The sequence below is a fragment of the Faecalibacterium sp. BCRC 81149 genome (genome assembly GCF_022750605.1).
Classification (GTDB): domain Bacteria; phylum Bacillota; class Clostridia; order Oscillospirales; family Ruminococcaceae; genus Faecalibacterium; species Faecalibacterium duncaniae.
Window position 1 is genome coordinate 1 of sequence record NZ_QXJA01000002.1, and the last position, 24,729, is coordinate 24,729.

Consider the following 24,729-nt stretch of genomic DNA (forward strand, 5'->3'; position numbering starts at 1 on the left):
TGTCATTTCGGTGCGTGTGAGATCTTTGACCTCCGGGGCAAGGCTCTCAATCGTGCCGCCCAGATTGCAAAGGCGGTGGGTGCGCTTGGTGCGTTCGCCTTTCTCCAGATACTTCTTTCGATTCTCCAGACGTTCCAGCTTGTGCTGTTCCTGTAAAAGCTGCGTCTCGGCTCGTTCCTTTTCGGTTCGGAGCTGTTCAAGAGTTTTCGGTTTTGTCATTGTGATTGACCTCCTTTTTTGATTTTTGGGATAAAAAAAGACCGTTAACTTTTCGCACATTGCGACCAGTCAACGGTCTGATTTTCGGTATTCGGTTTTTTCAAACTTGCTGGCGGCGAACAACAGTTATGTTGTTTGCGGACGGCAAGTCCACAAGGGATAGCCGCATAAGCGGCGCAAGGGGGTGTAGCCACCTTGACGGAACGAAGTGACGAAACATTCTCGGTCATGCAGCTTTTTTCTGCTGACAGAGAATGAAGCTCCGCAGGACGCACGATACTCCCGATAGGAGAGTATAGAAGTGCGCCCTTTAGTTCCTAAAGGGATTTGCTCCGGCTTAACTTCTCGACAAACTTGAAGTTATAGTGCAATCTTTTTCCATTTTCTAATCTTGGTTCTAAAGGTTCCGAACGGAGCAACTGTATTAACATGTATGAATTTGTATACTTCCCAGACAGCTGTTTTAGTTGCTTCGTCAGCCCATTTTCTCATATGTGGTTTAAATAATTCTTCCTCACTCAGAGAATCAATCATTGCATAAATAGAGTTGATATTCTCATTCAATCTGTCTTTCAATTCTTGCAGTGACAGCTGAGCATATGTATCTGTGAACCATTGATATAATTCGCCAAGCTGATTCCACTTAAAATTATCCGAAGGAGTTTTAACAGGAATACCCTTTCTTTCGTCTGATTCCCATTTAATAACAAGAGTTGTCCAGCCAACCTGATAAGCAAGATTTTCTGCCGGAGTTCGATCGATCTCATCAATTCTCTTATCTTTTAAATGCTCCGGAATATCATTAAATTCTGAAATATATTTTGCAAAGCTTTTATTTATCTCGTTTTTAAGCTCGTCTTTATTCTCATATGTTCTCAATAGTCTATCTCCTCAGCTTCCGATTTTCCAGTTTCAAAAACAGGAATTTTCAAATTAGTCTTTGCAAATAACCTTTGAACCTTCACCATCAATTACAATTCCCTGACGGTTGTTAATCGGGCATAGATTCAAATCCGAAAACTCAGTCATTATTTTCTCGGTAACTTTCTTAAATGGTGCTGTAAGATAATGCGGAAGAACATAGAAATCAATCAAATCAAGCCCTGCATCATCTTCTTGTGAGTAGTCCTCTGGCTTTTCATCCATTTGCTCGATATATTGGATGCTTGGAGCGCATATAATTGCGCCTGCCGACTCGCCGATCATCAATTTTCCATTTGCCAATTCCTTTTTCAGTAGCCCATCAGTTCCCGTTTTACGGAGCTGGTCCATAAGAAAGAAAGAATTTCCGCCGGTAAAATATATCACATCTGCTTCTTCAAAAACAGACTGTATCGTTGAATAAGCCTCCGTTGAAATATCAATTTCAGTTACGATTGCTCCCAACTTTTTGAATAATTTTCGAGCCGAGCCGACATAACCGGTGTAGCCTTCACGCAGTGAAGCTGTTGGAATAAATGCGACTTTCTTATTTTCAATTTCTTCCTTTATCAGACTTCCCACACTTGAAAAGTGCGAACATAAAAATAGTTTCATCAATATTCTCCTTTATAAATACCGATTTGTTTCTCAATTTCGTATTCAAATTATACCATAAAACTTGTGAACAATTCTACCGCAACTTTGGACTGTATGAGAAAAGTCCGGACGGTTTTCTGCCCGGACTTTCTCACTCAATCATAAATCAATTCCGCTTTCACAATCTCATCTGCCTGTGCCTTGCAAGCGTTCATCTGCCGCACCCATTCCATTTGGTTTTCGGCTTTCAGCTGTTCGGTCACGCCGTACTGCTTTGCCAGTGACCGCACGATCAGCTCCATGCGGTTTCGTGCCGCTTCGTCAATCTCGGCGCAATGCTCAAAGAGCTTGTCGGATAGCACCAGCTCATTGAACAGTATCGGGCGGCGCATTTCCAAATATGCTTTGCGAAGTCTGCCGTAGTGTCCGAGGGGCTTTGTCTTGCGGATAACGATGTTCGGGATAAGATAATCTCCGTTCTGTGTGTAAGTGATATTCATGCTGATTGCACTCCTTTCATCGGCTCTCTCTGCGGTAAACTGCTGACAGGGACGAACACTCCCTTTGCAATGTCCTCCGCACGAATGGCGGCTTTCTTGGCTTCGATTTCTGCCTTTTTTCTCCCCTTGATTTTGTCCTCGTATCGCTTCTGCGCTCCGCTGGCTTTCCGCTTCAAGTAGTTCTGATGAAGCCTGTCCTTGCGTTCCTCACGCTTGCGGATTTCCTCTAATTCTTCCGGGGTCAGCTCCACTTCTCCAAACGCCGGGGGAACGAATCGCCCAACAAAATTGAAGTAAATCTCGACCTCCTGTGTGGTCTGTATACTGCCTTTGCGGTCACGCTCATGCACAAGGATTTTCTCGATAAACTCGTTGAGCATGGCAATGGTCAGCTTGTCGAAGTTCTCATACTTATCAATCAGAGCGATAAAACGGTCAGCGTCCTTTTCGTGCGTTTCATAGCTCTTGACAGCCTTTTCCAGAGCAGAGATTTCAGCGGTAAGCTCGGCTTGCTCCTTTGCGTATTGAGCGTCCAGAGTGGCGTATCTGCTGTCGGACAGCTTTCCTAAAATGTTGTCCTCATAGATTTTGCAGAGCAGGACTTCCAGCTCGGAAACTCTCTGCTTTGCTGTGGCAAGGCGTGTCCGCTGTTTCCTGACCTCTGTGGTCTGCTGGCTGGACTGCGCTTCCTGCACCACACGGACAAACTCGACTCGGTCATGCTTCGCATACTCGGCAATGGCTTTGAGCATTTCGGAAACAAGAGACAATACCACATCTTCATTGATACGGTGCTGAGTCTTGCAGAGTGTCCCGCAAGGAACTTTGGTGTACTGTGAGCAGGTGTATTGAGAAATGCGCTTGCCGTTGTTGGTGCGGTGGACATACATCTTGCCGCCGCAATCGGCACAATAAAGCAAGCCTGTGAGGGGAGCTGCTTCGCCCCAGCCGTCCGGGTAGCGTCTGACATTCCCACGGATTTTCTGCACAAGGTCAAAGGTCTGCTGGTCAATGATAGGCTCATGGGTATTCTCGAAAATTGTCCATTCGTCCTCCGGGACATAATGGCTTTTCTTATCCTTGAAGTGCTTTCGGGTCTTGAAGTTGATGGTATGTCCCAGATACTCACGCTTTTCAAGAATGTTGCAAATGGTGGAAGAACCCCAGCCGTACACATCTTTGAAAGTCTTGTTTTTGTTCACGCCCTCGCCGTGCTGGGCAAGGTAAGCGGACGGAATGAGGACTTTTTCTTCTTTCAGCCTGCTGGCGATCTGATACGGACCGTAGCCGTCAATCGTCATAGCAAAGATGCGCTTGACCACCTCGGCGGCTTCGGGGTCAACCAACCATTGGTCTCTTGCTTCGTTCCAAAGATAGCCGTAAATGACCGTGCCTGTGAGGTGCTTGCCGGACTTGCCTTTGGACTGGAAAGTGGAACGGATTTTACGGCTGGTATCTCTGGCGTAATACTCGTTCATAATGTTGCGGAAAGGGGTAAAATCATCATCACCTCTGGCACTGTCCACGCCGTCATTGATGGCGATAAGGCGAACGCCACGCTGACGCAGGATTTCCATAATCTGACCGACTTTCAGATAGTCACGACCCATGCGGCTCATGTCCTTGATACACAGATACTCCACATTTCCGGCTTCAACCTCTTTCATCATTGCCAGAAATCCGGGACGGTCAAAGCAAGTGCCGCTAATGCCATCGTCCGTGAAATGGACAATGTTCGTAAACCCCTGCCGTGCGGCGAACTCCTCCAACATTGCTTTTTGGTTGGAAATGGAATTGCTCTCACGCTGTTGGTCATCATCTTTGCCAAAGTCATCACGGCTCAATCGTTCATACAGAGCAGTGATTTTCTCGTTTTTTCTCATAACTTGCGCTCCTTTCTTCGGTTTTAGGTTGTGTGTTCTAAGAGACTTCCCAACCGCTTGATTAAGAAGTCTTTTAGAGCATACAACACCGGCAGCCAATTTATAGAGCTTGTACTGCCGCCCTGCAAAGCTGTTCGGCTTCTTTTTTGCCAAATCTTCAAAGAGCAAATCAACCGGATTCTGATAATCCTCGTCGTCCTCGGACACCTGCATGGTGTTGAGCATTTCCAGCAGCGTAGCAAAATTCTGCTCCTCAGCTGGGGCTTCGTAGTGCAGATAGGCAATCAGCGATGTCAGTAAAAGCCGCTCTGCTTTGTCCCAGAATGGATCGCCGCCCTGACCTTCACCTTTGGTGTTGGTCATAAGGGTCGTGACCAGCTTCAAAATATCCTTTTCCTCGTGGATATATGCGAACGGATTGTAGCGCATGGACTTGTGAAAATTTATGGTGTTCATCGTCCTGATCTTATATCCGTTCTTCAGCAGGGCAAGTCCACATTCTTGAATGAGACCGCCTTTGGGGTCAGTTACCACGAATGAAACCGGATGGCTTTTTGACGTGCATTGAAGCAAATTCGGCTTAATAAAATACCTTGTTTTGCCGCTGCCGGAACCGCCCACCACCAGCACGTTTTTATTCCGGGCATTTTTGGGGTCAGGTGGTCGGTTGCTCATCATCAGGCGTTCTGTTTTAGTCAGAATGATGTTATCCTCAAACTTCGGAGCCATGAACGGCGCAATATCTGCCGGAGTACCCCACCGGGCAGAGCCGTACTCCATACCGTGCCGGTACTTTTTAGCGTTTTTGCTTTTTAGATAGACCGCCAGCCGCAGTCCGGCACCGCAGCAGATGCCCACCAGAATATCCAGTGGGTGCAGACTGGGCAGAGGGTTTGCAAATGCAGCCGGGAGCGTATCTATGAGTGACACGATTCTATCGCCCAGCTCCTTACCCTCGGCCAGCCGCCATGCCTCGCCAAAATTGGTCGCAGCCAGCCCAATCACCAGATAAGGCAGGTACAGGGCCAGCAGCTTGGTGAACTTTTTCTTGTTCATAAGCCACGTTCCTCCTCTTTGTGCCGTACTTTGTCGGGGAGGTTGGCAATGACCTGTGCCAGATCGTGCAGCTTGGCCAGCACAGAGGGACGCTCGGCCTTGTTCAATACTGCTGCAGAATACTCCTTGAACGCAGCGTTCAGAACGTCTGCATCCTGTGCCTTGAAGAAAATCAGAAACCGAGGTGGTGTGCAGGACAGGTCTTTTTGGATTGCATAGTCGATGTGATACCGCTTAGCGTAGCGGTCAAAATCCTTGATGCCAGTCTTTTCAATCTCCAGATTGGTCACACCCCGGTTCTGCCGTATGAGCCGCTTCATGGACTGCTTGCCCTGCGACGCACTCTTGTCGTACTGGCGCAGAAAGAACTGCGCCCCTCTCAAAAGTGTACGGGCAGATAGCTTTGCAGTCGAGATGGCGAAGTTGACCGTTTTATGCTCGATTTCTTCCTGCATTTCCATCACCTCCAGTGCAGAAAGTCGTGTTTAGCGGTCAAATCCGGCATCCTTCGGCAGGGTGGTTTTGCTTTCTTCCGGGCAAACTGCTTCATCGGGCACACGAACAACCATCATCCGATGCCCCAGCCGGATAAAATCTTCCGGCTGATGGAAAAGCCGCTCGTACTTCTGCGCCATCTCCGGGGTCAGGGATGCAAAATCCTCCTCGCCCAGCCCCACCACCAGAAAGGTTCCGGCAACGGCATCGTACATCTGCCCGTCCTCGTCCCGCAGGGCACGGTTCAACGGCAGTCCCATCAGCTTACCATCATCGTTGTAGATGATGGCGACCGGGTCATCGGCAAAGGGGTAGCTTGCGCCGATGGAGCCGCCCATCGCCTGCTGCAAGGCTTTCAGGTCAGGATCGATCTCGACCTGCTTCGGGTACTGTCCCGGTGCGATCTCCAGCACCGTCAGGGTGTTCTTTTCCTGTTCCATGCTTATCCTCCTCAAATTTGATGGTGATTTCCTGTCCGGCGCGCGCCGCATTCATCAGGGCTGCGATAAAGAACCCACAGAGCGCACCGGCTTCATAGATCAGAAAGTCTTTCACGAACTCCATTACGCAACCTCCGAAAGCGCAACACCAACATGGCGCATCTCAGCATCGTCATAGAAAAACAGATGCTCCCGAATAAAATCTTCCACATCGACCTTTTCATATCGGCTCGGAAGCATAAGACAACGCTCATTTTCCCTGCGGCAAAGAAATGCCGTGCCGGTCAGGATTTTTCTTCCGCTTGCGGCGAGAATCTGCTCTGGCTGGTAGCGAATCTGAAAATCCGTATGCGGAACGTCAAAGACTTCGTAAGTCCCCTCAAAGTAAGGAAACTTCTTTTGAAGGGATTCATCAAACGGCACACACTGAACACCTTTTTCGGCACTGATAAGGGCAACTTCCGGCCCAACCTCGAAATGGTGCTTCAGTTCCTTGAGACACTCCTCGATAATCTCATCGTGCGACAAGCCCGGATACATTGCAACAAACCTCGCTTTCTGGGCTTTCCGCTGTTCTCTTTTTTCTCTGGTTGACATAAAAAGGCACCTCACTCCATGCAGATGCAGGGCAGCTTCTGGCCGTCAGCCATCAGGGTGACGCTGTGGCGCATCAGGTACTTCTGAAAGAGGTAGACCTGATCAATCGTCAGCGAGATGAACTCGCCATCCATGTTGGTGCGCACCAGAATGACCGGGCCGGTCAGATAGTGCTTGCCTGCCAGTTTCAGAACCTGAGCCGGGTTGTAGCTAAGCAGCAGCGAGCTGTCGGGGATGTTCAGGTACGCATCATCCTCGTCAAAGCAGGGCAGGATGTCGGGAGCTTCGTCCAACGTGATGACCGTCAGCTCCATGTCCGGGGCGATGGCGGCAAAGTAGATCTCGCCGCTGCCACCGCTCTCCGACAATGCAGCACAGATATGCATATCAATGGTGGTTTCCTCGGAACGAATAATGGGATTGGAATCATTCTTCATAGGCATTTTCTCCTTTTTCCTAAAGAAAAAGACCCAACCGGGTCTTTTCAAATTCATATCCTGTCAGCGTTCTTCACTGTGCTGACGCTTTTTCTGCCACTGTTCCAGCAACTTGATGATGGTATCTTCCATCTGTTTGGGCGTATAGTTGCGGAGAAAGTATTTTCTCAGGGTGTCATTTTTGATGGTCACCGTATCAAGCTCGCTCTTTTTCTCCTCGCCCATAATGGCAACGACCGTCTCCGTTGTAAAAGTTCCATCCTGAGCCAGCTTCTTGATACGCTTTGCTTGTGAGACAGAAGGAAAGTTCTGGGTATCATCCATTGCCCGGATCACTTCCTGCTGTTGTTCAGGAGAAAGATAGGAAAGCTCCACAGCAGGATTGAAGGACACGGTTTTGTTATCCACCATGTCCAGCAGTTCTGGAATAAGGTTGGTCAGACGGATGAAACGTCGAACAGTCTCACGACTTTGATTATTCTCTGCGCCCAGCTTTTCATTGCTCCGCAACTTCGACACAACTTGTGTCGAAGTTAAATCTGACCTTGTACCTTGATTTTTCATGGCATCCAACTTCATTTTGTACGCAAACGCTCTCTCGCTGGGCAGAATATGCTCACGCTGCAAATTGCTATCTACCATGAGGATTATGGCAGCATCATCGTCCATCTGGCGCACAATGACCGGCAGGGTTTCCAGTCCGGCCAGCTCCGCAGCGTGTTGACGGCGGTGCCCGGAGATAATTTCATAGCCGCCCTTCGGTCTGGGGCGGGCAATCAACGGCGAAAGCACACCGTACTGCTTGACACTTTCCACGGTATCGCTCATAGAATCATCGTCCAGAACCTTGAAGGGATGGTTCTTGAATGGAAACAGCTCTCCAATCGGAATCTGCCGCACCTGCTCGCGCTGTTCTTCCTGCCGGGATTCTTCGGTGGAAAAAATATCATCGTAGCTGCTCAGACTGGCGTTTACGCTGCTTTTCGGCATCGGCCAGCACCTCCTTCGTCAGAGATTTATAGGCTTCTGCCACTTTGCCTTTCGGGTCATGGACAAAGATGCTCTTACCCGCCGCGCTGATTTCCGCTGCACGGACGGAGTGGGGAATCGTCTGACCGAACACTTTGATGTGCTTTCCGTATGCCTGCCGGATCAGCGTGTCGATTTGTCGGCCATAGTTGGTGCGGTTATCTGTCATCGTCAGCAGGATACCTTCGATTTTCAGCTTTGGGTTGATCTGCCGATGCACCTTGTTGATGGTCTGCAAAAGCTGTTCCAGACCTTTCGCGGAAAGGTACTGTGCCTGTACGGGTATCAGAGCAGCGTCTGCCGCCGCCAGCGCGTTAATGGTCAGCATCCCAAGGGAGGGAGTGCAGTCCAACAGAATATAGTCATAGTGCTGCTTTGCACTGTCCAAGACTTGCTTCAGCATTTTTTCCCGGCTCATGGTATTGACAAGGGCAACTTCCAGCCCTGCCAGCTCAATGTTGGCCGGGATGAGGTCTACACCCTCTGCATGGTGCAGCACACCTTCACCGGGCGGAATGCACTGGTCGTTCATGGCTTTTGCCATCAGGGTAGAAAGAGTGGCGGGCAGTTCATCGGGCTGTTGCCAGCCCATACTGATGGTGAGCGAACCCTGTGGGTCAGCATCCACCAGTAAAACTTTCTTGCCCTCGGCGGCAAGGCCAACACCCAGATTTTCACAGGTTGTTGTTTTGCCGGTACCACCTTTCTGGTTGACAATGGCAATCGTGGTTGCTTTCTTGGAAATTTTTATCACCCCCGTTTCGCAAAATCGTGGTTGGTCTGATTCTGATAGTAAAGCTGCATGGTGGTCGGTGCGTTGTACAGAGAAGCGAGCAGGTATTGTTTCATGTTCCTGATTGGGCTGCTGTTCTCTGCAAGACACTTCAACACAAATTTGATGTGGTCGGCGTTCAGCTTCATAAACCGGCTGCGCACTACCTCGGCAGGGCGGTCATCCCCGGCAACTCGCAGCATCTTTCGCTTGGTCGCGCAGGTGTCCACCAGCAAATCAACGATCTGGTAGATGATGTCCTCGTCATCCGGGCAAAGCCGGAGAAGAAGCTCGACCTCCAAGGACTGAGAAAAATATTCCTCCAGTTGGGTGCGTTTGCTCATTCCATCCGATTCTTCGGAATAGAAGAGATCAGTCTCACTCATTTCAGTATCATTCTCTTTAGTCTTATTACATCGTGATTTTGCAGGGTCTTGACACGCGATTTTGAAGCCACAAGAATCGTCATTATCACGATTCTTGACACTCTCTTTTGAAGATTCTGCCGAAAAGTTTTTCACATACACCAAACTTGGCTTTCCCTGCCCTCGGCGTTTTCGTTCAATCAGACCAAACTTTTCAAGTTCCCGGAGCAACTTGGTCGCTTTGTTGTCTGCGCAACACAATACCCTCTTGACATCCTCTATCGTGAAGAGGATAAACACCCGGTTCTGCTTGTCCAGCCAGCCGTTTTTCACGGATAGGCTCATGCGATCCAGCAGGATACCATATAGGGTTTTGGCATCTGTGGACAGGCTCTGGAACCGTGGCTCCTGAAAAAGAGCCTTTGGAATGCGGTAGAACGAAAACAGCTCTCCGGCTTGTCCGTAGAAGTAGTCAAGGGTCATGCGGTTGGTTCATGGATAAAAAACAGCAAAAATACATCGGCATCGTTGAGAAAACCTCCTTGTCAATACTTTTGGGAAAAATAAAAAGCGCAACTTTGATGTGTAAAATCAAAATTGCGCTAAGTAAGCTGTCAGAAAAAACTTTTCTCGTAAATGACCTTCTCTCTGAGCAAAACCCATTGACACACTTAAAAATTGGGTGGTAAAATTGCCTTGTAGGCGGAGCATGATTCCTGGAAGTAGGATGCAACTGTGGACTTTTTTGGCGGATAGAACGTATCAACGCGATATTAAGCCCGTCCCCACACTTTCGTGTGGGGGTGTGTTTCGATACCGTTCGGGAGAGCGCTTGCATGGCATGCAAGAGGTCAGCGGTTCGATCCCGCTATTCTCCACCAAAAAAGCACTGTACTTCGTAGGAAGTATGGTGCTTTTCTTTTTCTCAGCCGCAAAAAATGGGGGCTGCACTGCCTTGCCTGCATCGTTTTCAGATGTTTTGCAGGCGGTTCAGTGCAGCCCCCGGGTCATTGGTGCTTCGGCAGGTCAGAAGGTGCCGGTTCAGCTGACGATCTCCAGCATCTGCCCGAACACCTCTTCCATCTGGTGCACCAGCGTGAACTGGGTGCGGGCGCGGTCAAGGTTGTGGCCGGGGCGGGCAGTGTGGAAATAGTGGTCGCCCTCCAGATAGTCGGTCAGAAAGCGGATGCCGCACTCCAGCGTCATCAGCTTGGCACCCCAGGCAAGGCTCTTTTTCTCCGCAGGGCTCATGGAAGCCCCAGCGGTGGAGAGATACCCCTTGGCGAACACCTCGTACAGGTGCAGGTCAAAGTGGACCTTGCTCTGGTCGGGCTCGTCCTCGGCGCAGTCGTTGGCACCGGTGCGGATGGAGTCTCCGAAATCGTAGGCCGACAGGCCCGGCATCACGGTGTCAAGGTCAATGACACAGATGCCCTTTCCGGTGGCAGCATCGATCAGGACGTTGTTGATCTTGGTGTCGTTGTGGGTAACACGCAGCGGGATCTCACCGGCTGCCAGCAGATCCAGCAGGGCATGGCAATCCTTTTCCCGCGCATGGATGAAGGCGACCTCCGGTGCAATGTCCTTGGCACGGCCCAGCGCATCGGCGGAAAGGGCTTTTTCAAAGTTTGCATAGCGGTTGGGTGTGTCGTGGAAGCGTGCAATGGTTTCGTGAAGGGTAGAGGCCGGATAATCTGCCAGCTGGTTCTGGAATTTGCCCAGGGTCTCGGCAACAGTGCGGAAGTCGGCCTCGCTGCCCACCTGCTGCAGGCAGATGGTGTCCTCTACAAAGTCGTAGGCACGCCACGCGCCGCCCTCGGCATCCAGATGGCAGGCCGCACCGGACAGGGTGGGGATCACGTTCAGGGTCTCCCGTGCCGGGTCGCCGCCTGCGGCAAGGATCTTCTCCCGCAGATGCCGGGTCACGCCGCAGATGTTCTCCATCAGGCCCACCGGGTCGGTAAAGGTGTCGGTGTTGATGCGCTGTAAGATAAAGCGCTTGGAGTGGTCCTTCCGCCAGACCACGAAGGTATCGTTGATGTGGCCTTCGCCGTAGTGACGGGCATCGCAGACCACCGGCCCGCCAAAATCAAAGGCATTTGCGGCGGCGTTGAGAATGGATTCGGTAACAGGTTTCATTTTGGGTTCCTCATTTCTTATCCTTCATGCCGTTTGGCAGGTGCAGGGCGTTGTCCCTGCCGCACCTGACGGCGGTATTCGTTGGGGGTCAGGCCTTCCGCCTTGCGGAAGCACTGCGAAAAGTAGCTGGGGGAGGAAAATCCCATCAGCTCGCTGATCTGCGCCAGACTGTAACCGGTGTTGCCCAGCATATATTTGCTCTCCTCAATGCGGCGGCGGTTCAGGTAGGTGATGGGAGAAATGCCGTATGCCTTCTGGAAGGTATGGGCCAGATAATATTTGTTGATGTGGGCGACCTCAGCAAGGGTATCAAGGGAGATGTCCTCCCGGTAGTTGTTGTCCAGATACCGCTTGATCTCCACGCATTCCCGGTTGTCAGAGCGGGGGGATTCCTCCACCTGCAAAGAGAGGGTGGTGCACCGCACCAGCCAGATGAGCAGGACTTCCAGCAGGTCCTGGCAGACGGTCTCGCAGCCGTCCAGGCTACGGTCTGCCTCAGCCAGCAGCATGTGCAGCAGCGTTACCATCCGCTCCCGGTTCTCCCGGCAGTTGAAGATGGCGTAGGTGGAATCGGCTTTGCCGAACAGGATCTCGATGCCCGAAATGCCCAGCACGATGTATTCCAGAGGCGAGGCGTTCAGGCTCAGCTCGGTGTGCTCCACCTGCGGGTTGACGATGACCATATCGTCCGGCTTGACCGGGAACAGCTGCCCGCTGAGCAGAAACTGCCCCTCGCCGCTGAGGCAGTAGAACAGCTCCGTGCAGGAATGGGTGTGGACCGTGCTGTTCCAGTCGCCGCCGAATCTGCTCTTGCTGATGTACAGCAGCCGGAAGGATTCCCGTGGAGCGGGAGCGTGGCGGATATCAAAGCGCTCGGTACTCATAAAAGGCTCCTTTTGAAGCAGACGCAAAAAATATAAAAATAAAAGCAAGATACTAAAAATAAAATGCGAAAAACGCCGCACTGCTTCGTGCGTTTTTTCTCATTATAGGAGCAAATAAGAAAAAAAGCAAGTCCTGTTTTTTAGGCATGGTAAATATTTTCCTCTGCACAGAAAGACGAAAATATGTCAAATTGGTTACAAGCAGGGAGAATGTACCAAAACGATGCTGCAAAATTTAGTGCTTTTGCCGAAGAGAATGATAAAAGAACAATATTTCTAAAAAATGAAACAACAAAGACCTTGTTGGAAACTGTAAAAACCTCTATATTGGGATCAGAAAAAAACACAGCCCCTCGGGCAAAACCTGTTTGCTCCGGCTGTGCTTGAATGGAACTTTATGATGGAGGACACATTATGAAACGTATTTCTCGTCGCAATTTCCTGAAAGTGGCCGGTGTGGGTGCCGCTGCACTGGGTCTGGCTGCCTGCGGCGGTTCTTCCAGCTCCACAGCTTCCAGCACGGCTTCTTCCGCTGCTGCATCTGCCGCTGCTGCTGAGGACGTGACCATCAAGGTCGCCGCCATCGAGACCGGCTATGGCGCTGATATGTGGAAGAAGGTCACCGAGGCCTTTACCGCCCAGACCGGCATCAAGGTGGAGCTGACCACCGATAAGAAGCTGGAGGATGTCATCGGACCTTCCATGCAGGGCGGCGATTACCCCGACGTGGTCCACCTGGCTACCGGCCGTGAGGCTGCCCTGACCGAGCAGTTCATCAAGGGCAACCTGATTGCGGACATCACCGACGTGCTGAGCATGACCGTGCCCGGCGAGAGCAAGAAGGTGAGCGAGAAGATCGCAGGCGGCTTTACCGACACCTCCCTGACCAACCCCTACGGCGACGGCAAGACCTATCTGGCTCCCATGTTCTACAGCCCCTGCGGCCTGTTCTACAACGCCGGTTTCCTGAAGGAAAAGGGCTGGGAAGTGCCCACCACCTGGGACGAGATGTGGGAACTGGGCGACAAGGCTGCCGCTGAGGGTACCTACCTGTTCACCTACCCCACCACCGGCTACTTTGATGCGTTCTTCTATGCTCTGATGTATGCCGCCGGCGGCCCGGAGTTCTTCAACAAGGCCACCCACTATGAGGAAGGCATCTGGGATACCCCGGAGGCAAAGACCTGCTTTGATATCGTCAACAAGCTGGCTTCCTACACCAACCCCATTACCCCTGCGCAGGCCAATGATCAGGACTTTACCCAGAACCAGCAGCTGGTGCTGGACAACAAGGCTCTGTTCATGCCCAACGGCACCTGGATCGTGGGCGAGATGGCCGAGGCTCCCCGTGCGGATGGCTTTGAGTGGGGCATGACCGCCCTGCCCGCTGTCAAGGCCGGCGGCGACCAGTACAGCTACACCTGGTTCGAGCAGGCATGGATCCCGGCCGGTGCCGAGCATCTGGATGCCGCCAAGCAGTTCGTGGCTTACCTGTACAGCGACGAGGCCTGCAAGCTGTTTGCCGAGAGCGGTGCCATCCAGCCTGTGCTGGGCATCGCCGATGATCTGGAAGGCGACAATAAGATGTTCTACTCCATCTACGACAACGGTGCAAAGGCCGCTATGGGCAACTTTGCAGCCTTCAGCGCCATCCCCGGCGTGGAGGTCCGCACTGTGTTCTTTGACCCCGTCAACTCTCTGGTGTCCGGCAGCATGACCGAGCAGCAGTGGATCGACGGCATCAAGTCCGCCAGCGACCAGATGCGTGCCAATATCGTTGAGTAATTAAACCCTGCCCAGCGGGGGCGGTTTTGACCGCCTCCGCTTTTTGTGGTTTTCGGGTTCCGACAGAAAGGAGCGGTTTGTCTATGAGATCTGACAAAAGCCGCAGACGGTTCGTTTTTCTCTGCGTGGCACCGGCCACGATCCTGTTCTTTCTCTTTATGATCCTGCCCACCCTCAACGTGTTCCGCATGAGCCTGTACGAGCGCGGTGCCTACTCGCCCAACGAGACCTTTGTGGGCCTGAAGAATTTCCAGCACCTGCTCAAGGATGCCCAGTTCATCCGCTCCATGCAGAATATGATCCTGCTGGTGGTGGTAGTGACCATCGTCACCTTTGCCTTTGCGCTGGTGTTTGCAGCCATTCTGACCCGGGAAAAGATCAAGGGGCAGAATTTCTTCCGGGTCATCTTCTACATCCCCAACATCCTGTCGGTGGTCGTCATCTCCGGCATCTTCTCGGCTATCTATAAGCCGGAAAACGGTATGCTCAACAGCATCATCGGCCTGTTCCGGGATATGACAGACCCCATCCTCTGGAAGGGCGAAAAGCTGGTCATCCCCTCCATCATCCTCGCCATGGTCTGGCAGGCCGTGGGCTATTACATGGTCATGTATATGGCTTCCATGTCCTCGGTGCCCGCCAGCCTGTACGAGAGCGCCAATCTGGACGGTGCGGGCCGCCTGACCCAGTTCTTCCAGATCACCATCCCCCTCATCTGGACCAACATCCGCACCACCTTGACCTTCTTCATCATCTCCACCATCAACATGGCCTTCCTCTTTGTCAAGGCAATGACCAGCGGCGGGCCCAACGGTGCTTCGGATGTGGCGCTGAGCTATATGTACAGCCAGAAGGACGCGGGCCTGTATGGCTACAGCATGGCCATTGGCGTGGTCATTTTCCTGTTCTCGTTTGCACTGTCCGCCTGTGTCAACAAGGCCACCGACCGCGATCCGCTGGAATTCTAAGGAGGGAAGAAGATGCAGAATACCACCGAAAGATCTTCCCGCTCGGCGGAAGGTCTCTACAAGTTCTTTATCTATTTTGTGCTGGTCCTGCTGGCGGTGATCATCATCGTGCCGGTGGCATGGGTATTCATGGCCTCCATCAAGCAGAACGCGGAGTTCTACGGCAACCCGTGGGCGCTGCCTGCCGGGTTCTACTGGCAGAACTTTGTCAATGCGTGGAACGGAGCCAAGATGGGCGAGTATATGCTCAACTCTGTCATCGTGACCGCATTGGCACTGGTGCTGCTGCTGGTCATTGCGCTGCCTGCCGCCTACTGCCTGTCCCGCTTCCGGTTCAAGGGCCGCAAACTGCTGAACACCCTGTTCATGGCAGGCCTGTTCATCAATGTCAACTACATCGTGGTGCCCATCTTCCTGATGCTGCGGGACGGCGATGTCTGGCTGAAAAGCCACTTTGGCAGCAGCTTCCTGCTGAACAATCTGGTGGTGCTGGCGGTGGTGTATGCAGCCACAGCCCTGCCCTTTACCATCTATCTGCTTTCGGGCTATTTTGCCACCCTGCCCCATGATTTTGAGGAGGCTGCCTACATCGACGGTGCAAGCTACTTCTCCACCATGACCCGTATCATCTTCCCCATGGCAAAGCCCTCCATCATCACCATCATCCTGTTCAACTTCCTGTCCTTCTGGAACGAGTACATCATTTCCATGACGCTGATGAGCTCCACCAGCGCGCCCCGCACCCTGCCGGTAGGCCTTTTGAATCTGATGCAGGCCCAGCAGAGCGCGGCCCAGTACGGCACCATGTATGCCGGTCTGGTGCTGGTGATGCTGCCCACCCTGATCCTGTACATCTGCGTGCAGAAGCAGCTGACACAGGGCATGACCGTGGGCGGTCTGAAAGGGTAAGGTGACAAACGATGAAAGCATTCTGGAAAAATCATCCCGCCCTGCGCATGGTGCTGATGCTGGTACTGTTTGTGCTGTCCATCGCGCTGGTGACAGCAGGCTGGAAAATGACCGGGCAGCTGGCTGGTCTTGGCATCATGCTTTTGGGGGTGGCGCTGCTGCTGGCTGTGCTGGCACTCTATAACGCCCCCTATCAGGATTGAGGAGAAGAGAGGTAAAGGAGAATTCCCATGGAAGAAAATAGAATGACCGGGCGCGTAACGATCCCGACCGATCTGGACGTGGTGCCCGAAACGTTGCAGATCCTGAAAAAGTGGGGCGCGGATGCTATCCGTGACTGCGACGGCACCGATTTCCCGCAGGAGCTGAAGGATGCCGACGCAAAGATCTACTCCACCTACTATACCACCCGCAAGGACAACGCATGGGCTAAGGCAAACCCGGACGAGGTGCAGCAGTGCTACATCATGACCGGCTTCTATACCGCCCCCGGCGACACCGTGACCATCCCGCTGATGAAGGGCATCAGCCCGGAGCTGATGCAGGTGAACACCAACGATGATATCACCCGCTGGTGGGAGGTCATGGACCGTACCACCGGTCAGCCCGTGCCCCCGGAGCTGTGGAGCTACGCCGACGGCAGCGTGACCGTGCAGGCCGTGCCGTTCCATGAGTACACCGTCAGCTTCCTGGCCTACCTGATCTGGGACCCGGTGCACATGTACAATGCCACCACCAACGGCTGGACCAACTTTGAGCACCAGATCACCTTTGACGTGCGCCAGCCTAAGACCCACAAATACTCCATGGAGCGCCTGCGCAAGTTCATTGCGGAGCACCCCTATGTCAACGTGATCCGCTACACCACCTTCTTCCACCAGTTCACCCTCATCTTCGATGAGCTGAAGCGGGAGAAGTTCGTGGACTGGTACGGCTATTCCGCCTCGGTCAGCCCCTATATCCTGAATCAGTTCGAGCAGGAGGTGGGCTATAAGTTCCGCCCGGAGTATATCATCGATCAGGGCTACTACAACAACCAGTACCGGGTGCCCAGCAAGGAATTCCGGGATTTTCAGGCCTTCCAGCGCCGGGAGGTGGCAAAGCTTGCCAAGGAGATGGTGGACATCACCCACGAGTGCGGGTGCGAGGCCATGATGTTCCTGGGCGACCACTGGATCGGCACCGAGCCGTTCATGCCGGAGTTCAAGACCATCGGTCTGGATGCCGTGGTGGGCAGCGTGGGCAACGGCTCCACCCTGCGCCTGATCTCGGACATCGAGGGCGTGAAGTATACCGAGGGCCGCTTTTTGCCCTACTTCTTCCCGGACACCTTCCACGAGGGCGGCGACCCGGTGCGGGAGGCCAAGGAAAACTGGGTCACGGCCCGCCGCGCCATCCTGCGCAAGCCCATCGACCGCATCGGTTACGGCGGCTATCTGAAGCTGGCACTGCAGTTCCCGGAGTTCGTGGACTATGTGGAGAGCGTCTGCAGCGAGTTCCGCGAGCTGTATGAGAACATCAAGGGCACCACGCCCTACTGCGTCAAGCGGGTGGCCGTGCTGAACTGCTGGGGCAAGATGCGGGCCTGGGGCTGCCACATGGTGCACCACGCCCTTTACTACAAGCAGAACTACAGCTACTCCGGTGTCATCGAAATGCTGTCCGGCGCGCCCTTTGACGTGAAGTTCATCAGCTTTGAGGACATCAAGAAGGACCCCGCCCTGCTGGACAGCCTCGATGTCATCATCAATGTGGGCGATGCCGACACCGCCCACACCGGCGGCATCTGGTGGGAGGACCCGGAGATCTCCTCCGCAATCCGGAAGTTCGTCTGGAACGGCGGCGGCTTCATCGGCGTGGGTGAGCCCTCCGGCCATGCCTATCAGGGCCACATTCTCCAGCTGGCCAGCGTGCTGGGCGTGGAGGAAGAAAACGGCTTCACCCTCAACTACGATAAATACAATTGGGACGAGCACCCGGACCACTTCATCCTGCAGGATGCCGATCAGCCCATCGACTTTGGCGAGGGCAAGAAGAACATCTACGCCCTCGAGGGTACCGAGGTGCTGGTGCAGCGGAACCGGGAAGTGCAGATGGCGGCCCACGACTTTGGCAAGGGCCGTGCCGTGTACATCAGCGGTGTGCCGTACAGCTTTGCCAACAGCCGCACCCTGTACCGTGCCATCCTGTGGAGCGCCCACAGCGAGGAGGAGCTGCACACCTGGTTCAGCTCCAACTACAATGTGGAAGTGCACGCCTACGTGAAAAATGGCAAGTACTGCGTGGTGAACAACACCTACGAGCCGCAGGACACCACGGTCTACACCACCGATGGAAACCATTTCGACCTGCATCTGGAAGCCAACGAGATCAAGTGGTATGAGATCTGAGTTCTCCGTTTCATAAGCAAACACCCCTCTGCATTCCGAAAGGAGCGCAGAGGGGTGTTTGTGTATCCGGGCGGCTCAGCGGGGCGAGCCCAGACGGTATTTGAAATCGTGGTAGCCGAAGCGGGCCAGCGGCTGGGTGGTGCCGTTTTCATGCAGCACCCAGAGATCCGGCAGGGGCATCCCGTTGAAGGTGTTGTTCTTGCAGGTGGAATAGATGGCCATGTCGCCGAAGATGAGCCGGTCACCCTCGGTGAGGGGGGCGGCAAAGCTGTAATCGCCCACCACGTCCCCGGCAAGGCAGGTGGGGCCGCCCAGCCGGAAGGTGCAGGGCTTTTCCCCCGGCTCGCCCGCGTCCAGCAGGGGCGGGCGGTAGGGCATCTCGATGACATCCGGCGTGTGGCAGGCTGCGGACATATCCAGAATGGCAAGATGTGTCTGACCATTCTGCAGGGTGTCCAGCACCGTGGTGACGAGGTAGCCTGCGTTCAGCGCCCAGGCCTCGCCCGGTTCCAGATACACCTGCACGCCGTACTTTTCCTGCGTCCCGGTGATGCACTTTTCCAGCGTGGCAAGGTCGTAATCCGGGCGGGTGATGTGGTGCCCGCCGCCAAAGTTGAGCCACTTCATCCGGGGCAGCAGGTCACCGAATTTCGCTTCCAGCGCGGGCAGGGTGGCCGCCAGCGCGTCGGAATCCTGCTCGCACAGGGTGTGGAAATGCAGGCCGTCCAGCAGGTCGGGCAGGTCAGGGTGCTGCGCCGCAGCGGCATCCCACTGGGCGCGGGTGGTACCCAGACGGCTGCCCGGGGCGCAGGGGTCATAGATCTCGTGGCCCTCCTGGGTGGAATGCTCGGGGTTCACCCGCAGGCCCACGCTCTTGCCCGCCGCCTTTGCGGCCGGGCCGAACTTTGCCAGCTGGTGGGGCGAGTTGAACACGATGTGGTCAGCGTATTGCAGCAGCTCCTCGAACTGGTCGGCCCGGTAGGCGGCGCAGAACACATGGTTCTCCTTCTCCGGCAGCTCCTCCCGGCCCAGACGGCTCTCGTACAGGCCGCTGGCCTCGGTGCCTGCCAGATAGGGGGCCAGCACCGGGTAGAGGTCGTAGTTGGAAAAGGCCTTCTGGGCCAGCAGGATCTTGCAGCCTGTCCGCTGCTGCACGCCCAGCAGGATCTCGCCGTTGCGGCGCAGCCGGGCTTCATCCAGCAGATAGCAGGGGGTGGGCAGGGCAGCCAGTGCAGCCTCAGAGAGGTTCGCCAGCCCCGCAAAGGGCGGGCGGGTGTCGGCCAGCCGCATCAGTCCACCAGAGCCGGGGCGTGGCTCTCGGAGCGGGGCAGGCCGTACTTGTCCAGAGCATCCAGATACGGGTCCGGATCAAACTCTTCCACGGTGTGTACGCCCTTGGTGGTCCACTTGCCGGTCAGCAGCATCAGCGCGCCGCACATGGCAGGCACACCGGTGGTGTAGCTGATGGCCTGAGAGCCGACCTCCTTGTAGCACTCCTGATGGTCGCAGACGTTGTAGATGTAGTAGGTCTTTTCCTTGCCGTCCTTCTTGCCGGTGAAGATGCAGCCGATGTTGGTCTTGCCCTTGGTGCGGGGGCCAAGGCTGGCGGGGTCGGGCAGCAGGGCCTTGAGGAACTGGATGGGCACGATCTCCTGACCGTTGAAGTTGACCGGGGTGGTGGACAGCATGCCCACGTCCTCCAGACAGCGCATGTGGTCGAGGTAGCTCTGGCCGAAGGTCATAAAGAAGCGGATGCGCTTTGCCTCGGGGATGTTCTTGGCCAGAGACTCGATCTCCTCGTGGTGGAGCAGGTACATATCCTTCTGGCCCACCTGATCAAAGTTGTACTCCCGCTTGATGCTCATGGCCGGAATCTCCACCCAGTGGCCGTTCTCCCAGTAGCTGCCGGGGGCAGAGACCTCGCGCAGGTTGATCTCAGGGTTGAAGTTAGTGGCAAAGGCATAGCCGTGGTCGCCGCCGTTGCAGTCCAGAATGTCGATGGTGTCGATGGTGTCGAACTCGTGCTTCTTGGCGTATGCGCAGTAAGCCTGGGTCACGCCCGGGTCAAAGCCGCTGCCCAGCAGGGCGGTCAGGCCGGCCTCCTCAAACTTCTTGGCGTAAGCCCACTGCCAGCTGTAATCAAAGTAGGCGGAGAAACCGGCCTCCTTGCAGCGCTTCTCGTAAATGGCGCGCCACTCCGGGTCGTCGGTGTTCTCGGGCTCGTAGTTGGCGGTGTCCATGTAGTTCACGCCGCAGGCCAGGCAGGCATCCATGATGGTCAAATCCTGATAGGGCAGGGCGATGTTCATCACCAGATCGGGCTGGTAGCTCTTGATGAGGGCGATGACCTCATCCACATGGTCGGCATCCACCTGTGCGGTGGTGATCTTGGTGGTGGTCTTGGGGGCCAGCTCGGCGGCCAGCTTGTCGCACTTTGCCTTGGTGCGGCTGGCGATGCAGATCTCGGTGAACACCTCGGGGACCTGGCAGCACTTGTGGATGGCAACGGAGGCCACGCCGCCGCAGCCGATGATCAGAACTTTGCTCATATCGGTTACTCCTTTATCTGTAAAGTTGTCTTTTTACGGTCTGTCCTTATACCTGAAAGCCCGGCCAGCCCTTGTCCAGCGCGATCAGCAGCTCCCGCAGGACCTTGCAGGCTGTGGCCGTGGAAACGCCGGTGGTGTCCAGCGTGGGGGCCAGCTCGTTGAGGTCTGCACCCACGATGTTGGCCTTGGCCACGGTGCGGATGGCTTCCAGCAGCTGCAAAAAGCTCACGCCGCCGGCCTCCGGGGTGCCGGTGCCGGGGAAGCAGGAGGGGTCCAGGCAGTCGAGGTCGATGGTCAGGTAAACGGGCACCTTGCTGGCACAGAGCTGCTCGGTGAGCTGGGCAAGGCCCGTGAAATCGAACTTGTGCATCTCGGTGTGGGCAGCCGCGAACTCAAACTCGGTGCGGTCACCGCTGCGGATGCAGAACTGGTGGATGCGCCCGTCGCCGATGAGGTCATGGCAGCGGCGCAGAACACAGGCGTGGCTGAGCTTTGCACCCAGATAGTCGTCCCGCAGGTCGGCATGGGCATCAAAGTGGACGATGTGGAGGTCGGGGTACTTTTCCACCATGGCCCGCACGGCACCCAGCGTGACCAGATGCTCGCCGCCCAGCAGGAGCGGGAACTTGCCGTCGTGCAGGATCTCTGCCGCGCGGCTCTGGATGTCGGCCAGTGCGCTCTCGCTGGAGCCGAAGCAGAGCTCCAGATCGCCGCTGTCAAAGATGTCAAAATCGGTCAGGTCGGCGTTCTGGTAGGGGCTGTAAGTCTCCAGACCGTAGCTCTCGTGCCGGATGGCAGCCGGGCCGAACCGGGCCCCCGGGCGGTAGCTGGTGGTGGAATCGTAGGGGGCACCGTACAGCACGATGCTGGCGGCACGGTAGCTGCTGTCGCAGCCGATAAAGGTTTCAACGTTGGGGTAAAGCATCAGTGTTCCTCCACTTCCCGCAGCATCTCCTCCAGAAAAGCCGGCAGGTAGAATGCTCCGATATGCAGTTTGGTGGTGTAGTACCGGGTGCGCATGTTCAGGGCCTTCCAGGCAGTTGCGTCCAGATCATCAATGGGGTGGTACTTCTTGCTGGCAAAGCCGAACAGCCAGTAGCCCGCCGCAAAGGTGGGGATGTGGGCCTGATACACCCGGCTGATGGGGAAGGTGGAAGCAATGCGCTTGTGGCTGCGCTGCATGGCGCTGGCATCCTCGGCGTAGAAGGGGCTGCCCTGCTGGTTGACCATGATGCCGTCCTCTTTCAGGGCGTTGAAGCAGCTGCCGTAGAACTCACGGGTGAACAGACCCTCGCTGGGGCCGAAGGGGTCGGAGGAGTCCACGATGATGAGGTCGTATTCCTCCTCGCACTGGCGGATGAACTTGAGGGCGTTCTCAAAATAAATGTGCACCCGGCGGTCATCCATCCGGCAGGCGTTGCCGGGCAGGTAGGCGCGGCAGGCCTCCACCACCTGGGGGTCCATCTCCACCAGGTCGATGCGCTCCACCCGGTCGTAACGGGTCAGCTCCCGCACCACGCCGCCGTCGCCTGCGCCGATGACAAGGATATCTTTTGCCTCCCGGTGCACGGCCATGGGCACATGGACGATCATCTCGTCGTAGATGAACTCGTCCCGCTCGGTCAGCATCACATTGCCGTCCAGTGTGAGCACCCGGCCAAACTCGGGCGTTTCAAAAATATCAATGCGCTGGTAATCGCTCTGCTTGGAGTAGAGCTGCTTGTTCACCCGGATGCTGTGCTTCACATCGGGGGTGTGAAATTCCGAAAACCAAAACTCCATCTGTTTTCCCTCCTTATGCCAGAACGTTCAGGTGCAAAATATCAGGGTCCTCGGGGCCGGTCATGCTGCAGCCCTTGGCCTTGGCGTACTCGATATAGTTCAGGATCTCCTTGGTGATGCGCTCGCCGGGGGCCAGAATGGGGATGCCCGGCGGGTAGCACATGACGAACTCGCTGCAGACCATGCCCTCGGTCTCCCGCAGGGGCAGGCTCTTTTTGGGGGCATAGAAGGCCTCCTGCGGGCTGGCAGCCACCACGGGGTCGATGTATTCCTGGCTCAGCAGGCCGGTGCCGTCGGTGTGGTAGCGGCGCTTGATCTCGGCCAGAGCGCTGACCAGCCGCTCGATCTCCTGGGGGCGGTCGCCGATGGAGAGGTAGGCCAGGATGTTGCCGATATCGCCGAACTCGATCTGGATGTCGTACTCATCTCGCAGGATGTCGTAGACCTCGATGCCGGCAAGGCCGATGTCCAGCGTGTGGACGCTGAGCTTGGTGGTGTCAAAGTCAAAGACAGAGTTGCCGTTGCACAGTTCCTTGCCAAAGGCGTAGTAGCCGCCCACGGCGTTGATCTCTTCCCGGGCGTACTCGGCCATATCCGCCACCTGATGGAACACCTGCCGCCCCCGCAGGGCAAGGTTGCGGCGGGAGATGTCCAGACTGGACATGAGCAGATAGCTGCCGGAGGTGGTCTGGGTCAGGTTGATGATCTGCCGCACATAGCCCTGATGCACATTGGGCCCGATGAGCAGCAGGCTGCTCTGGGTCAGGCTGCCGCCGCTCTTGTGCATGGAGACCGAGGCCATATCGGCCCCCGCTGCCATAGCGGAAACGGGCAGGCCGTTGCCAAAGTAGAAGTGGGTGCCGTGGGCCTCGTCGGCCAGGCAGAGCATCCCGGCCTCGTGGGCCATCTTCACGATGGCGCGCAGGTCGGAACAGATGCCGTAGTAGGTGGGGTTGTTCACCAGAACGGCCACGGCGTTGGGGTGCTCCTTGATGGCCTTGGCCACCTGCTCCCGCTTCATGCCCAGCGAGATGCCCAGCCGCTTGTCCACCTCGGGATTCACATAGACCGGGACCGCGCCGCAGAGCACCAGTGCGTTCAGCACACTGCGGTGCACATTGCGGGGCAGGATGATCTCATCGCCCCGCTTGCAGGCTGTCAGCACCATGCTCTGCACAGAGCTGGTGGTACCGCCCACCATTAAAAAGGCATGGGCCGCGCCAAAGGCATCGGCGGCCAGCTCCTCGGCCTCCCGGATGACCGATACCGGGTGGCAGAGATTATCCAGCGGCTTCATGCTGTTCACGTCCACACCCACGCACTGCTGGCCCAGAAAGGCCGTCAGTTCCGGGTTGCCGCGGCCCCGCTTGTGGCCGGGCACATCAAAAGGTACCACACGCATCTGCCGGAACTGCTCCAGCGCCTCGTAAATGGGCGCGCGGCGCTGATCCAGCCGGAACCGTGTACGGTTCTCACTCATCTTTTCTCCTCCGTCCCTGGTTCTGACGCAGCAAAAAAAGCGCAGGCCCACCACACTGGTGCAGACCTGCGCTTGAAAAAGCGTTCTGAACATGCAGACAAAGCCCCCGGTGACACTGGGGAAAACCTTCGCATGGTTCAAAAAGACGGGATGACGAGAGTCTATATAGCAATTACACTTTTACTACTCTTATTGACCGTTTCACAAGTCTGCGCACGTTCTGCGCAATTTCATGGCTGTAAAGGAACCAACTTATAAAATTTGAGCTTCTAACTCAATCAATAATGGCAGCTTGCGCCGCCGGTCGGCAGTGGACCCGGCTGTCCGTATGGCCTTAGCCCCGATGGGCGGTCCCAGGTAATTTGCTTTGAAAAGACTCTGACACGCTTTGTCTCTCAAAATCGATGATATCTTATCATGCTATGAGGGTGGTGTCAATACTTTTTGGGAAAATAAAGCGGAAAATGGGCAAGCGGTTCGCATGATGACAAGGACACTGTATAGATATGGTAAAACACTTTGCACAGACACG

The 24,729-nt window shown here is 55.1% G+C and carries 26 protein-coding genes; 6 read left to right on the plus strand and 20 right to left on the minus strand.

Features of this window, described 5'->3' with window-relative positions:
* From D3F01_RS02860 to D3F01_RS02930, 15 genes are all read right to left on the minus strand, one after another.
* Window positions 1–219, minus strand: a 219-nt coding sequence (locus tag D3F01_RS02860) for a DUF3847 domain-containing protein (protein WP_242885887.1), incomplete at its 3' end; no start/stop codon positions are given.
* Between the two features lie 360 nt (window positions 220–579).
* Window positions 580–1,098: a ClbS/DfsB family four-helix bundle protein gene (locus D3F01_RS02865; protein ID WP_002304342.1), complete on the minus strand. Its 519-nt coding sequence runs from the start codon at window positions 1,096–1,098 to the stop codon at window positions 580–582.
* A gap of 54 nt (window positions 1,099–1,152) precedes the next feature.
* Window positions 1,153–1,755, minus strand: coding sequence for a Type 1 glutamine amidotransferase-like domain-containing protein (locus D3F01_RS02870; RefSeq protein WP_055271744.1), 603 nt, complete (start codon window positions 1,753–1,755; stop codon window positions 1,153–1,155).
* Window positions 1,756–1,892: 137 nt separating this feature from the next.
* Complete coding sequence (locus tag D3F01_RS02875) at window positions 1,893–2,237, minus strand: TnpV protein (RefSeq protein ID WP_117718978.1); 345 nt, start codon at window positions 2,235–2,237, stop codon at window positions 1,893–1,895.
* Window positions 2,234–5,176, minus strand: a complete 2,943-nt coding sequence (locus D3F01_RS02880) for a DUF4368 domain-containing protein (RefSeq protein WP_242885888.1) — start codon at window positions 5,174–5,176, stop codon at window positions 2,234–2,236. Before D3F01_RS02880 ends, D3F01_RS02875 begins: the two co-directional genes overlap by 4 nt.
* Window positions 5,173–5,631, minus strand: a complete 459-nt coding sequence (locus tag D3F01_RS02885; RefSeq protein ID WP_154266061.1) for a PcfB family protein — start codon at window positions 5,629–5,631, stop codon at window positions 5,173–5,175. Before D3F01_RS02885 ends, D3F01_RS02880 begins: the two co-directional genes overlap by 4 nt.
* A 30-nt stretch (window positions 5,632–5,661) precedes the next feature.
* Window positions 5,662–6,111, minus strand: a complete 450-nt coding sequence (locus D3F01_RS02890) for a DUF3846 domain-containing protein (protein WP_242885889.1) — start codon at window positions 6,109–6,111, stop codon at window positions 5,662–5,664.
* Window positions 6,032–6,235 (minus strand): hypothetical protein, encoded by a 204-nt coding sequence (locus D3F01_RS02895; RefSeq protein WP_173016332.1) that lies wholly within the window; start codon window positions 6,233–6,235, stop codon window positions 6,032–6,034. Before D3F01_RS02895 ends, D3F01_RS02890 begins: the two co-directional genes overlap by 80 nt.
* Window positions 6,235–6,708: a hypothetical protein gene (locus tag D3F01_RS02900; RefSeq protein ID WP_154266146.1), complete on the minus strand. Its 474-nt coding sequence runs from the start codon at window positions 6,706–6,708 to the stop codon at window positions 6,235–6,237. Before D3F01_RS02900 ends, D3F01_RS02895 begins: the two co-directional genes overlap by 1 nt.
* 11 nt (window positions 6,709–6,719) lie before the next feature.
* Window positions 6,720–7,145 (minus strand): hypothetical protein, encoded by a 426-nt coding sequence (locus D3F01_RS02905; RefSeq protein WP_154266147.1) that lies wholly within the window; start codon window positions 7,143–7,145, stop codon window positions 6,720–6,722.
* A gap of 63 nt (window positions 7,146–7,208) precedes the next feature.
* Window positions 7,209–8,135: a ParB/RepB/Spo0J family partition protein gene (locus D3F01_RS02910; RefSeq protein WP_242885891.1), complete on the minus strand. Its 927-nt coding sequence runs from the start codon at window positions 8,133–8,135 to the stop codon at window positions 7,209–7,211.
* Window positions 8,092–8,925 carry a ParA family protein gene (locus D3F01_RS02915; protein ID WP_242886415.1) on the minus strand — a complete coding sequence of 278 codons (834 nt, stop codon included), beginning with the start codon at window positions 8,923–8,925 and terminating at the stop codon, window positions 8,092–8,094. The genes D3F01_RS02910 and D3F01_RS02915 overlap by 44 nt, the downstream gene beginning before the upstream one ends.
* Window positions 8,925–9,794 carry a DUF6017 domain-containing protein gene (locus D3F01_RS02920; RefSeq protein WP_207699011.1) on the minus strand — a complete coding sequence of 290 codons (870 nt, stop codon included), beginning with the start codon at window positions 9,792–9,794 and terminating at the stop codon, window positions 8,925–8,927. The genes D3F01_RS02915 and D3F01_RS02920 overlap by 1 nt, the downstream gene beginning before the upstream one ends.
* A gap of 558 nt (window positions 9,795–10,352) precedes the next feature.
* Complete coding sequence (locus D3F01_RS02925; RefSeq protein ID WP_242885893.1) at window positions 10,353–11,450, minus strand: aminoglycoside phosphotransferase family protein; 1,098 nt, start codon at window positions 11,448–11,450, stop codon at window positions 10,353–10,355.
* Between the two features lie 17 nt (window positions 11,451–11,467).
* Window positions 11,468–12,334: an AraC family transcriptional regulator gene (locus D3F01_RS02930; RefSeq protein ID WP_117505754.1), complete on the minus strand. Its 867-nt coding sequence runs from the start codon at window positions 12,332–12,334 to the stop codon at window positions 11,468–11,470.
* Window positions 12,335–12,517: 183 nt separating this feature from the next.
* Between D3F01_RS02930 and D3F01_RS02935 the strand changes: the two genes are divergently transcribed.
* The 6 genes from D3F01_RS02935 (at window position 12,518) to gnpA (ending at window position 18,386) form a co-directional block, all read left to right on the plus strand.
* Window positions 12,518–12,721: a hypothetical protein gene (locus D3F01_RS02935; protein WP_156075257.1), complete on the plus strand. Its 204-nt coding sequence runs from the start codon at window positions 12,518–12,520 to the stop codon at window positions 12,719–12,721.
* A gap of 27 nt (window positions 12,722–12,748) precedes the next feature.
* Window positions 12,749–14,119, plus strand: coding sequence for a carbohydrate ABC transporter substrate-binding protein (locus D3F01_RS02940; protein WP_117534979.1), 1,371 nt, complete (start codon window positions 12,749–12,751; stop codon window positions 14,117–14,119).
* Window positions 14,120–14,202: 83 nt separating this feature from the next.
* Window positions 14,203–15,087: a sugar ABC transporter permease gene (locus D3F01_RS02945; protein WP_097770860.1), complete on the plus strand. Its 885-nt coding sequence runs from the start codon at window positions 14,203–14,205 to the stop codon at window positions 15,085–15,087.
* Between the two features lie 12 nt (window positions 15,088–15,099).
* Window positions 15,100–15,996, plus strand: a complete 897-nt coding sequence (locus D3F01_RS02950) for a carbohydrate ABC transporter permease (protein ID WP_005932964.1) — start codon at window positions 15,100–15,102, stop codon at window positions 15,994–15,996.
* An 11-nt stretch (window positions 15,997–16,007) separates the two neighbouring features.
* Window positions 16,008–16,199 carry a hypothetical protein gene (locus D3F01_RS02955; protein WP_005932965.1) on the plus strand — a complete coding sequence of 64 codons (192 nt, stop codon included), beginning with the start codon at window positions 16,008–16,010 and terminating at the stop codon, window positions 16,197–16,199.
* Between the two features lie 27 nt (window positions 16,200–16,226).
* Window positions 16,227–18,386 (plus strand): 1,3-beta-galactosyl-N-acetylhexosamine phosphorylase, encoded by a 2,160-nt coding sequence (gene gnpA, locus D3F01_RS02960; protein ID WP_242885895.1) that lies wholly within the window; start codon window positions 16,227–16,229, stop codon window positions 18,384–18,386.
* Between the two features lie 75 nt (window positions 18,387–18,461).
* Here gnpA and D3F01_RS02965 read toward each other — a convergent pair whose 3' ends face one another.
* Genes D3F01_RS02965 through D3F01_RS02985 form a run of 5 tightly spaced genes read right to left on the minus strand, consistent with a single transcriptional unit; the run spans window position 18,462 to window position 24,197 of the window.
* Window positions 18,462–19,676, minus strand: a complete 1,215-nt coding sequence (locus tag D3F01_RS02965; protein ID WP_242885897.1) for a carboxynorspermidine decarboxylase — start codon at window positions 19,674–19,676, stop codon at window positions 18,462–18,464.
* On the minus strand, window positions 19,676–20,935 hold the full coding sequence (locus D3F01_RS02970) for a saccharopine dehydrogenase family protein (RefSeq protein ID WP_097772566.1): 1,260 nt from the start codon (window positions 20,933–20,935) through the stop codon (window positions 19,676–19,678). Before D3F01_RS02970 ends, D3F01_RS02965 begins: the two co-directional genes overlap by 1 nt.
* A gap of 46 nt (window positions 20,936–20,981) precedes the next feature.
* The gene (gene speB / locus D3F01_RS02975) at window positions 20,982–21,860 is read right to left on the minus strand and encodes an agmatinase (protein WP_223384997.1); all 879 of its coding nucleotides are present in this window, start codon (window positions 21,858–21,860) and stop codon (window positions 20,982–20,984) included.
* Entirely contained in the window at window positions 21,860–22,717 is an 858-nt protein-coding gene (gene speE, locus D3F01_RS02980) for a polyamine aminopropyltransferase (RefSeq protein ID WP_117476268.1), read from the minus strand. Before speE ends, speB begins: the two co-directional genes overlap by 1 nt.
* A 13-nt stretch (window positions 22,718–22,730) precedes the next feature.
* Window positions 22,731–24,197 carry an aminotransferase class I/II-fold pyridoxal phosphate-dependent enzyme gene (locus tag D3F01_RS02985; protein ID WP_005932972.1) on the minus strand — a complete coding sequence of 489 codons (1,467 nt, stop codon included), beginning with the start codon at window positions 24,195–24,197 and terminating at the stop codon, window positions 22,731–22,733.
* Window positions 24,198–24,729 lie beyond the last annotated feature (532 nt).